The following is a 10,417-nucleotide window of genomic DNA, read 5'->3' as shown; positions in this document are numbered from 1 at the left end:
CGCCAGCGTGCCGACCGCGGAGATCCGCACGTCCCCGAACGGGACGACGGCGCGCAGCGAGGCGTACACCACGCCGTGCACGGTGCCGCCGTCCATCAGCGGGACGGTGAGCATCGCGTACAGGTCCTCGGCGGCCACGGCCGCGTCGTAGTGGTGCGAAATGGTCTTCGCCGCACGGTAGTCGGGCACCCAGGTGGGCGCGCGCTCGGCGAGTGCCCGGCCGCCGAGGCCGAGGCCGGCCGGGACGGGTACGTCGTGCAGCAGGTCGGCCCGGGTGCCGGCCCAGTGGCGCAGCACCATGCCCTCGCTGCCGGGTCGGCTCCCGGGCAGCGGCTCGGGCACACCGACCAGGCCGACGTCGGCGCCGCACTCGGCCACCACCCGGCGGGCGAGGTCGCCGAGCACGGCGTCCCGCACCAGCTCGGCGGCGCGCGCGGCGAGTTCGGGGTCGTCGGGTTGCGCAGCGCCGTCGACGGGTTGCGCAAAGCGGGGATCCGCAGCCCTGGTCATCGCGGAATTGTCACACGCGGTGGAGCCGGTGGCGAGAGTCCTGACATGCGTGTTTCGTGGAGTCGCGGACGCCGGCGGGCGGCCGGACGTAAGGTGCGGCCGTGCGCTACCGGCGGGTAGCAACCGCCCGCCGGCAACTGCCTTGACCGGAAGGGGAAGCAATGACCGACCCGAACGCCCCGGGCGACGTCCTGGGCGGGCTGCTGGCCGACCTGCGGGCCGAGAGCGCGGTGCTGGACGACCTGGTCGCCGGGCTGCCGCCCGAGGGCTGGGCCCGTCCGACGCCCGCCGAGGGCTGGACGGTGGCGCACCAGATCGCCCACCTGGCCTGGACCGACGACTGGACGGTGCTGGCCGCGCGCGACCCGGAGGGCTTCGACGCGTCGCTCGGGGGGCGCTTCGCCGAGCCGCCGGCGGCCGGCGCGGGCCCGGTCGAGGAGGGAGCCCGCCTGGGTGCGGCCGCCGAGCCCGCGGCGCTGCTCGCCCGCTGGCGGACCGGACGGGCGGAGGTGTCGGCCGCGCTCTCCGCCGCCCCGGCCGACGTCCGACTGCCCTGGTTCGGCCCGCCGATGAAGCCCGCCTCGATGGCGACCGCCCGACTGATGGAGACCTGGGCGCACGGCCAGGACGTCGCGGACGCGCTCGGCGTCACCCGCGAGCCCACCGACCGGTTGCGGCACATCGCCCACCTGGGGCTGCGCACCCTGGGCTTCGCCTTCGGTCTGCACGGACTGCCCGCGCCCGAGCGCCCGGTGCGGCTCGAACTGACCGCGCCCGACGGCGGGGCCTGGTCCGTCGGCCCGGCCGGGGCGGAGGACGTGGTGGCCGGCCCGGCCCTGGACTTCTGCCTGCTGGTGACCCAGCGCCGCCACCGGGACGACCTCGCCCTCATCGCCACCGGGCCGGTCGCCACCGCCTGGCTGCCGATCGCCCAGGTCTTCGCCGGGGCGCCGGGCAAGGGGCGGCAGCCCGGGGCGTAGGGCACGCCATCGGGCCCGGGCGCGGCACTGTCGGATCCCCGGGGTTGAATGGCGGGCATGAACGACCTGCTCAGCCGCCTGCCCGCCATCTCCGACCTGCGCGACCGCTGCCGCGCGCTGGCCATCCTCGACGCGATCCTCAGCCCGGACGACTGGGGGTCGCGGTACCACTCCTTCGACGCCTCCTGGGGCGGGGGCGAGGAGATGGCCTCGATGCGCGACGGCGAGGGGGCCGACTGGTTCGTGGTGTTCTCCCCCGTCGGCACGTACGGGCGCGGCTTCGACCATGAGGCGCCCAACGCCCCGGAGCTGCTCACGGCCGTGCCCGAGGAGTTCCGCCGCTTCGCCGAGGAGCCCGCCTTCGGGGACGAGGACGGGCCGACGGTCACCCGCTGCTTCTGGCGCGCGCCGGAGGACGGCGCCTGGCACGGTGCGGCCGCCGAGCGAGGCGCGGAGGGCCTCTTCGAACTGCTGCTGGACGGCTCGGCCGAGGCCTACCGGGCTTGGGCCGAGGAGTACTTCGAACCGGAGCACGAGCCGGCCCTCGCCGCGATCGAGCACGTCCTGGCGCTGCGCCCGCTCACCCCGGCCGTGGTGGCGGCACTCAACCCGGACACCGACCTCGACGAACTCTCCGAGGACCTCATGGAGATCGGCTACCCGCGGATCTTCGACCTCGCCGACGAGCCCGCCTCCTGACCCCGCTCCCCGGGCGCCCCGCCGGGCCCCGCTCAGAGGCCGACCCGGAGCGGGGTGAGCCGGGTGGCGATCAGGTTGGTGGCGCCCCGGTCGCGCTCGATGTGGCCGTGGACCAGCAGCCCGGCCCGGTCCAGGGCGGTGCGGCGCTGCGACTCCCAGACCGGGCGGTTGCAGATCACGTTGATCAGCCCGGTCTCGTCCTCCAGGCTGAGGAAGAGCACCCCGCCGGCCGTCGGCGGCCGCTGCCGGTGGGTGACCAGGCCGCCGACCACCACCGCCGTGCCCGGCGGGACGCCCGGGAGCTGGGCCGCACAGAGGGCGCCGCCGCGCTCCAGTTGGGTGCGCAGGTGCTGGAGCGGATGGCTGGTGGCGGAGGTGCCGGTGGCCCACAGGTCGGCGATGGTCTCCTCGACCGGGCTCATGCCGGGCAGCTCCGGCGCCTCGGTGCCGGGGGTGGTGCCGGGGATCAGCTCGGCCGAGATCCCGGCGAACGCCCCTGCCGCCCACAGTGCCTGACGTCTCGTCAGCCCGAAGCAGTCGAAGGCGCCCGCCGTCGCCAGCGCCTCCAGGACGGGCCCGGGCAGGCCGGTGCGGCGGGCGAAGTCCTCCAGGCCGGCGTACGGCTGCCCGGCCACGATCGCCTCGGCCTGCGGGGTGCCGATGCCGCGCACCGTCTCCAGGCCGAGCCGGATCGCCGGCTGCGGGCGTCCGGCGGTCAGCGGTGGTTTCGGGGTCGGCCCCCGGTACGGCTCCAGGGTGGGTTGCGCCCCGCTGGCGTTGACGTCCACCCCGCGCACCCGCACGCCGTGCCGCCGGACGTCCGCGACCAGGCTGAGCGGCGAGTAGAAGCCCATCGGCTGGTTGGCCAGCAGGGCGCAGGTGAAGGCCGCCGGGAAGTGGTGTTTCAGCCAGGCGCTGGCGTACACCAGGTAGGCGAAGCTGATCGCGTGGCTCTCCGGGAAGCCGTAGTTGGAGAAGGCCTCGATCTTGCCGTAGACGTCCTCGGCCACCTCGGGCGGGATGCCGCGCTCGGCCATCCCGCCCAGCAGCCGCTCGCGCAGCCGGGCGACCCGTTCGTGCGAGCGCTTGGCGCCCATCGCCTGCCGCAGCCGGTCGGCCTCCGAGGGGGTGAACCCGGCGCAGTCGATGGCGAGTTGCATCATCTGCTCCTGGAACAGCGGCACCCCCAGGGTCTTGCCGAGCGCGTTCTCCATCAGCGGGTGCGGGCAGCCGGCCGGCTCCGCCCCGGCGCGGCGGCGCAGGTACGGGTGGACGGAGCCGCCCTGGATCGGGCCGGGACGGATCAGCGCGACCTCGACCACCAGGTCGTAGAAGTGGTCCGGCTTGAGCCGGGGCAGGGTCGCCATCTGCGCCCGGGACTCGACCTGGAACACGCCGACGGTGTCGGCCCGGCGCAGCATCGCGTACACGCCCGGGTCGTCGTCCGGGATGGTGGCCAGGTCGTAGCGCAGGCCGTGGTGCTCCGCGACCAGGTCGCAGGCGTCGTGCAGGGCGGCGAGCATGCCGAGACCGAGCAGGTCGATCTTCACCAGACCGGCGCCGGCGGTGGACTCCTTGTCCCACTGGAGCACGGAGCGCCCGGGCATCCGGGCCCACTCGGTGGGGCAGATCTCGCCGATCGGCTCCCGGGTGAGCACCATGCCGCCCGAGTGGATGCCCAGGTGGCGGGGCAGGCCGTGGAGCTGGGTGGCGAGCTGGAGCACGTCGGCGGGGATGACGGCGTCCGCGCCGGGGGCGGAACGGAAGTCGGTCTGCCGGCTGAACGCGTCCACCTGCCCCTGCGGGTAGCCGAGCACCCGGGCGGCGTCGCGGATCGCCAGCCGGGGCCGGTAGGTGATCACATTGGCGACCTGGGCGGCGTGCTCGCGCCCGTAGCGGCCGTAGACGTACTGGATGACCTCCTCGCGGCGGCGGTTCTCGATGTCCAGGTCGATGTCGGGCGGCCCGTCCCGGGCGGTGGAGAGGAAGCGTTCGAACAGCAGCTTGTAGTGGACCGGGTCGACGGCGGTGATCCCGAGGGCGTAGCAGACCGCCGAGTTGGCGGCCGAGCCGCGGCCCTGGCACCAGATGTCCCGGCTCCGGCAGAAGTCCACGATGTCGTGCACGATCAGGAAGTAGCCGGCCAGGTCGAGGTCCTCGATCACGTCCAGCTCCTTGGCGAGCTGGCGGCGGGCGGCGGCGTTGCCGGAGCCGAAGCGGGCCGGGCCGCCGGCCGCGACCAGGGCGCGCAGGTGGCCGATCTCGGTCTCGCCCGCGGGGACGGGGAAGCCGGGCAGCTCCGGGTCCAGCCCGGCGAAGTCGAAGGCGCAGGCCCGGCCGAGCTCGGCGGTGGCCCGCTGCACCCCGGGGAAGCGGGCCAGCCGGGCCGCCATCTCGCGGCCCGAGCGCAGGTGCGCGGTGCCGGCCGCCCGGGTCCAGCCGGCCGCGTCCTGGAGGGTGCGGCGCTCGTGCAGCGCGGCGAGGCTCTGCGCGAGGCGGCCCTGGGCGGGGCCGGCGTGGTGGGCGTTGGTGGAGGCGACGGCGGGGAGTTCGAAGCGGGCGGCGAGGGCGGCGAGGGCGTCGTTGCGCCGGTCGTCGCCGGGCAGCCACTGGTCGATCAGCTCGACGTGGACGTTCTCGCGGCCGAACGCCTCGGTGAGGGTGCGGAGCCGGCGCTCGGCGCTACCGTCTTCGAGGCCTGCCGGGACCCGGCCGAGCCGGCAGCCGGTGAGCACCGCCCAGTGGCCGTCGTGCACCCCGGCGAGCGCCGCGAGGTCGTACACCGGGTTGCCCTTGGCGCCGCCGGCCAGCTGGGCGGCGGCGATCGCGGCGGAGAGGCGCCGGTAGCCGGCCGGGTCGCGGGCGAGGACCAGCAGGTGCTCGGGGTCGCCTGATTCGTGGCGGAGGGTCAGCTCGGCGCCGAACACGGTGGCCAGGCCCGTGCCCCGGGCCGCCTCGGCGAGCCGGACGGCGCCGTACAGGCCGTCGTGGTCGGTGATCGCGAGGGTCTCCACGCCCAGCCGGACCGCCTCGGCGACCAGGTCCTCCGGGTCGCTGGCGCCATCCAGGAAGCTGAAGGCGGAGTGGACGTGCAGTTCGGCCCAGGGTTCGGCCTTCCCGGACCCGCACTCGGACTCGGGCCCGGGCCCGGGCTCCGGGGCCGGGGCGGGGGCGGGGGCCGGTGGCTGCTCCGGGGCGGGGCGGCGCAGCGGGACCACCGTACGGTCCGGCGCCACGCCGGTCAGCCGGCGGTGCAGCTCGCTCCAGGGGAGGGTGGGGTGGCTGGTGAAGCCCATCGGGGGTTGCCTTCGTCGTTCTTGTGCTGGTCCTGCTCCCCCCTCCTTCTGCTCCCCCTCCTTCTGCTCCTTCTCCTTCCTGGTCCCGGGACCGCTAGTCGTAGCCGGCCTCCAGGTACCAGGCACCCCCCTCCACGGTGAGCAGCAGCGCCCGGCCGCCGCCCACCACAACCTGGAACCGCGCCCGGCGCCGGGCCAGCGACTGGTCCCACCAGTACTCGACCGCCGGCCAGGGCCCGGTCCAGCCGTCCACCCGCTCCTCCCGGCCCCGGACCACGACCAGGGCCGGCCGGGCCGACACCCCCGCCCGGCCGTCCACCGTGACCGGCCGCCCGGCCCCGTCCAGCACCCGCACCGGCGCCGGCTCCCGCAGCACCACGGCGGGCCACACCTCCGGCAGCCGCCCCGGCCAGGGCGCGTCGGCCGGCACCGCCGCCTCGTACGGCTCGCCCCACGGCACCTTGACCACCTGCTCGCCCGGGCCGCGCCCGCCGGCCGGCTCGATCCGGCGCAGCCCGGCGTGCCCGAGCACCGCCTGCACCCGGGCGACCGCGCGCTCCACCCGGTCGTCCGCGACGGCCTGGCCCCACAGTGCGAGCTGGCGGCCCTGGTCCGGGGAGAGGCCGTCGGGGGCCAGCCGCAGCAGGGTGAAGCCTTCCCGGCCGCCCTGGTCGCCGCTCGCGAAGGTGCCCGCGCCCTGCCAGGCCTGGAGCTGCCAGCGGACCCGCTCGGCCAGCGCCGTCGCGGACAGCCGGCCCTCGTGCCGCCACAGCCGGGAGGCCGTCCGGCCGTCCGCGCAGGCCACCTCGACGGCCACCCGCCGGCAGGTCAGCCCGGCCCCGGCCAGCCGCTGGTGCAGCTGCTCGGCCAGTGTGCGGGCGACGAACACCAACGGCTCGGCCAGTGGCTCCGGCGGGTCGAAGCGCTGCTCGACGGCGAGGTCCGGCTCCTCGTCGCGCGGCACCAGCGGGCGCGGCTGCAGGCCGCGGGCCAGCCGGTGCGCGACCGTCCCGGACGGGCCGAAGCGGTCCGCGACCGACTCGGCCGGCAGCGCGGCGAAGGCCCCGACGGTGGGCAGGCCGAGCCGCCCGAGCAGTTCGGCCAGCGCCTCGTCGCCCAGCGCACCCACCGGGTACGGGGCGAGGAACTCCGCCGTCCGGCCGGCCGGGACCAGCACTCCGGCCCGGGCGGCGAGCACGGCGGCGAACAGGCCGTCGGCGACGCCGACCTGGGCCTGCGGGGCGGCTGTGCCCTGGGCCTGCGGGGCAGCTGTGCCCTGGGCCTGCGGAACGGCTGCCCGCCGTTCCTCGACAACCACCGCGCCCGGGACGGCGTCCGGGACGAGCGGCTGCCCGAGGGCGTCCGCCACCGCCCTGCCGACCTTGCCGGCCAGCGCCTCCTCACCGTCGAAGTAGCGGCCCGGGCCCTTCACCGGGATCGCGCACAGGCCCGGGCGGATCACCTCCACCCGGGGTGTGAACGCCTCCACCGCCGCGACCACCGGCTCGAAGCGGCGGGTCTCCGCCTCCGGGTCGCGGTCGCGCAGCTCCAACTCCGGGCAGAGCCGCTGGGCCAGCTTGAGCCGCTGCCCCTGCCGCACCCCGGCCGCCCGGGCGCCCGCCGAGCAGGCGAGGATCCGCCCGCCCTCGATCACCGCGACCGGGTCGTCGCCGGTGACGGCCGCCACCGGCCAGTCCGGGCACCAGACCACCAGCACCCGGGGGGTCCTGTCGTCCGCCATCTCAGACCACCGCCGCCACGCGGAGTGCCGTCCGCTCGGCCACCGGTTCCGCCACTGGCTGTGGCTGCTCCTGGAGCGGGCGCACCGCGCCGTGCTCGTCCGGCAGCCAGAGCCGGGCCGTCCGGCCGCGCGCCGCCGAGCCTCGGCCCTCGGCCACCACCTCCACCTGCCGGCCGACGAGCTGCCCGTGGCCGTCGCCCAGCCCGAACCAGCGCCCGGAGCGCACCCCCAGCCGCAGTGCCGCGCCCGGCCACGGTCCGGCGACCAGCAGCACGCAGCCGCTGCGCCGCAGCACCGCCGCCAGCCGGGCGGCCAGCTTCGGCGGCACCGGACCGTCCGGGCGCAGCATGATCAGCTCGACCGCGCCGGCCAGCACCGACACCACCTCGGCCCAGTGCGGCCCCGGGTCGTCCGCGACCAGCAGCCGCCGCAGGTCCAGCCCGTACCCCTCGGCGGCGGCCAGCCCCAGGTCCGGCAGTCCGACCGCCGCGGCCCAGCCGCCCCCGGTCTCCTTCACCCCGGCGGCGAGCGCCAGCAGCAGCCCGGTGTCCCCGCCCGCCACCGACACCGCCGTCCCCCGGCGCAGCCCGGCGTCGGGCAGCACCTCCCGCAGCGCGGACGGCACCGGCAGCAGCCCCCTGGACTCCGCCGCCCGCCCCGCGCGTTCCCCCCGCTCCCCGGGCACGGCAGCCGGGGACGCCACCGGGCGGAGCACGGGGCGTGCGGGCTGCTCGGCGGTGGATTCGAAAACAGATTCGAAAACGGGCACAGACCCAGGATCGAACATTCGTTCGCAAAGATTCAAGTCCGACCTGGTCACCGGCACCGACCCGCCTGCAACGGGGTGCGGCCGTCGATGAACTTGGAGCCACTGGGCGACGTGCACGCTCTCGGAGGGTCCGACGCCGGCCGGGTGACGGCGTTCGCCCGACCGGGTACCGACAAGCATTTTTTCCTTGACAAATTTTTTTGTCGGTTGAATGCTGGAACAGTGCTGGAAGTCGCCGTGATCGAAGAACCCGCCGCGGCCGAGGCCTCGCTGGACCCGATGCGGTCACGCCTCCTCGCCGCCCTGACCGAGCCCGGCTCGGCCGCCATGCTGGCCGCCCGGCTGGGGCTGCCCCGGCAGAAGGTCAACTACCACCTGAAGGAACTGGAGCGGCACGGCCTCGTCGAACTCGCCGAGGAACGCCGCAAGGGCAACGTCACCGAACGGGTGTACCGCGCCACCGCGGCCTCCTACGTGATCTCCCCCAGCGCCCTCGCCGCCGTGAGCCCGGACCCCGCCCGCTCCCCCGACCAGCTCTCCGCCCGCTGGCTGCTGGCGCTCGGCTCCCGGCTGGTGCAGGAGGTCGGAGCCCTGCTGACCGGCGCCTCCCGGGCCCGCCGACGGGTCGCCACCTTCGGCATCGACGCGCAGGTGCGGTTCGCCTCCGCGGCCGACCGGGCCGCCTTCGCCGAGGAGCTGGCCCAGTCCGTGGCCGCCCTCGTCAGCCGCTACCACGACGAGTCCGCCCCCGGGGGCCGCAGCCACCGGGTGGTCGTCGGACTCCACCAGATCCCCGCCCTCCCCGCCGCGCAGCCCGCAGCCGGAGCGGAGCCCGGAGCCGCAGCGGAGCAGGACGAACCCGGCAGGGACCGGAACGAACCCGGCACGGAACAGGCCGGCACCCGGGCAGATCAGGAGAAACCACGATGACCCACCCGTTCGAGATCGAGCTGAAGACCTCCCTGCCGGCGAGCCCGGAACAGGTCTGGGAGGCGATCGCCACCGGACCGGGGATCGACTCCTGGTTCATGGGCCGCAACGAACTGGACCCGCGCGAGGGCGGCACCGCCGTCATGGAGACCGGGGGCCACCGCGAGGAGGCGGTCGTCACCGCCTACGAGCCCGGCAAGCGCCTGGCCACCCGTACGGCCACCGGCGAGGACGGCCGGTTCATGGCCTTCGAGTACCTGATCGAGGGCCGGGACGGCGCCGCCACCGTGCTGCGCGTCGTCCACAGCGGCCTGCTCGGCGACGACTGGCAGGACGAGTACGACGCACTGCGCCGCGGCTGGCCCTTCCACCTCCACACGCTCCGCGAGTACCTCGCCCACTTCCCGGGACGCACCGCCGTCCCCGTCTTCGCCGCCGCACCGTCGTCCGGCCGGCCGGAACCGGAGGTCCGGGCCCTCCTCGCCCGCGCCCTGTCGCTGCCGCTCCCGGTCGCCGCGGGCACGCGGGTCCACGGCGAACCGGCGGTCCTGCCGCCGTTGGACGGCGAGGTGGTCTGGGCGGACGACGAGCGCTTCGAGGTCCGCACCGCCGACGGGCTCTACACCTTCCACCACGGCTCCGGCCTGGTGCTGATGTTCCACCACCTCTTCGGCCCGGCTCCGGACGGGGCCGAGGCCGCCTGGCAGCAGTGGCTGGCCGGGGTCCTCGCCTGACTTTCGGGCCTTCAGGCCCTCAGGCGTTCCTCCAGGCCTTTCACACCCTTCAGGCCTGCCGGACCCGACAGACCTGGCAGGCCTGGCAGACCCGACAGACGCAGACCCGTACGAGAACCGAGGAGCCCCCCATGCGCACCCTGATCAGCACCGCCTTCATCTCGCTCGACGGCGTCGTCGAGGGCCCCGGCGGCGAACCCGGCTACCGCAACTCCGGCTGGACCTTCAAGGACATCGAGTTTCTCCCCGAGGCGTTCGAGATCAAGGGGCGGGAGCAGGAGGAGGCCACCGCGATGCTGCTCGGCCGGGCCAGCTACCAGGCGTTCAGCCCGGTGTGGCCGGACATGGCGGAGTTCGCCCGCTACAAGACGCTGCCGAAGTACGTCGTCTCCACCACCCTCGCCGAGGACGACCTGGTGTCGAACTGGGGCGGGACCACCATCCTGCGCTCGCTCGACGAGGTCGCCGCGCTGAAGGAGACCGAGGGCGGCCCGATCATCGTCCACGGCAGTGCCACCCTGAACCACGCCCTCTCGGACGCCGGCCTGATCGACCGCTACCACCTGCTCGTCTTCCCGCTGCTGCTCGGCGCCGGCAAGCGTCTGTTCAGCGCGACGGACAAGGACGCCCAGAAGCTGAAGCTGGTCGAGTACGAGGCGTACGGGAACGGCATCCAGAAGCAGGTCTTCGACGTCGTCCGCTGACCGTTCCCCCCTTTCCGGTGAGAGCGCGGGCGTGGCGGGGCGGCCTGATCGCCC

Annotated in this window: 9 protein-coding genes; 5 read left to right on the top strand and 4 right to left on the bottom strand. The window is 75.5% G+C overall.

The window, feature by feature from the left end:
- The coding region (locus ACFU7Y_RS31025; RefSeq protein WP_380770385.1) for a GAF domain-containing protein at positions 1–510 on the bottom strand (510 nt) is incomplete at its 3' end.
- A 161-nt stretch (positions 511–671) separates the two neighbouring features.
- Here ACFU7Y_RS31025 and ACFU7Y_RS31020 point away from each other — a divergent pair.
- Together ACFU7Y_RS31020 and ACFU7Y_RS31015 are read left to right on the top strand one after the other, a co-directional pair.
- Entirely contained in the window at positions 672–1,490 is an 819-nt protein-coding gene (locus ACFU7Y_RS31020; protein WP_380770384.1) for a TIGR03084 family metal-binding protein, read from the top strand.
- 57 nt (positions 1,491–1,547) lie between these two features.
- Positions 1,548–2,189, top strand: coding sequence for a hypothetical protein (locus ACFU7Y_RS31015; protein ID WP_380770383.1), 642 nt, complete (start codon positions 1,548–1,550; stop codon positions 2,187–2,189).
- 32 nt (positions 2,190–2,221) lie between these two features.
- Here the strand turns inward: ACFU7Y_RS31015 and ACFU7Y_RS31010 are convergent, their stop codons facing one another.
- The 3 genes from ACFU7Y_RS31010 to ACFU7Y_RS31000 all read right to left on the bottom strand — a co-directional run bounded on the left by ACFU7Y_RS31010 (position 2,222) and on the right by ACFU7Y_RS31000 (position 7,995).
- Positions 2,222–5,485, bottom strand: a complete 3,264-nt coding sequence (locus ACFU7Y_RS31010) for an error-prone DNA polymerase (RefSeq protein ID WP_380770382.1) — start codon at positions 5,483–5,485, stop codon at positions 2,222–2,224.
- A 94-nt stretch (positions 5,486–5,579) separates the two neighbouring features.
- Positions 5,580–7,226, bottom strand: a complete 1,647-nt coding sequence (locus ACFU7Y_RS31005) for a DNA polymerase Y family protein (protein WP_380770381.1) — start codon at positions 7,224–7,226, stop codon at positions 5,580–5,582.
- A 1-nt stretch (position 7,227) separates the two neighbouring features.
- The gene (locus ACFU7Y_RS31000; protein ID WP_380770380.1) at positions 7,228–7,995 is read right to left on the bottom strand and encodes a hypothetical protein; all 768 of its coding nucleotides are present in this window, start codon (positions 7,993–7,995) and stop codon (positions 7,228–7,230) included.
- 222 nt (positions 7,996–8,217) lie between these two features.
- Between ACFU7Y_RS31000 and ACFU7Y_RS30995 the strand changes: the two genes are divergently transcribed.
- From ACFU7Y_RS30995 to ACFU7Y_RS30985, 3 genes are all read left to right on the top strand, one after another.
- A complete protein-coding gene (locus tag ACFU7Y_RS30995; RefSeq protein WP_224283897.1) occupies positions 8,218–8,925 on the top strand; it encodes a helix-turn-helix domain-containing protein in 708 nt (235 codons plus the stop codon).
- On the top strand, positions 8,922–9,659 hold the full coding sequence (locus tag ACFU7Y_RS30990; protein WP_224283896.1) for an SRPBCC domain-containing protein: 738 nt from the start codon (positions 8,922–8,924) through the stop codon (positions 9,657–9,659). The genes ACFU7Y_RS30995 and ACFU7Y_RS30990 overlap by 4 nt, the downstream gene beginning before the upstream one ends.
- 131 nt (positions 9,660–9,790) lie before the next feature.
- Entirely contained in the window at positions 9,791–10,363 is a 573-nt protein-coding gene (locus ACFU7Y_RS30985; RefSeq protein WP_224283895.1) for a dihydrofolate reductase family protein, read from the top strand.
- Positions 10,364–10,417: the final 54 nt, after the last annotated feature.

The organism is Kitasatospora sp. NPDC057542 (assembly GCF_042801945.1).
GTDB lineage: Bacteria > Actinomycetota > Actinomycetes > Streptomycetales > Streptomycetaceae > Kitasatospora.
This window is presented reverse-complemented; position numbering and strand designations above follow the sequence as displayed.

Coding starts and splice junctions, on each gene's coding strand:
- ACFU7Y_RS31020 (WP_380770384.1), top strand. CDS start 672: ATGACCGACCCGAACGCCCCGGGCGACGTCCTGGGCGGGCTGCTGGCC.
- ACFU7Y_RS31015 (WP_380770383.1), top strand. CDS start 1,548: ATGAACGACCTGCTCAGCCGCCTGCCCGCCATCTCCGACCTGCGCGAC.
- ACFU7Y_RS31010 (WP_380770382.1), bottom strand. CDS start 5,485: ATGGGCTTCACCAGCCACCCCACCCTCCCCTGGAGCGAGCTGCACCGC.
- ACFU7Y_RS31005 (WP_380770381.1), bottom strand. CDS start 7,226: ATGGCGGACGACAGGACCCCCCGGGTGCTGGTGGTCTGGTGCCCGGAC.
- ACFU7Y_RS30990 (WP_224283896.1), top strand. CDS start 8,922: ATGACCCACCCGTTCGAGATCGAGCTGAAGACCTCCCTGCCGGCGAGC.
- ACFU7Y_RS30985 (WP_224283895.1), top strand. CDS start 9,791: ATGCGCACCCTGATCAGCACCGCCTTCATCTCGCTCGACGGCGTCGTC.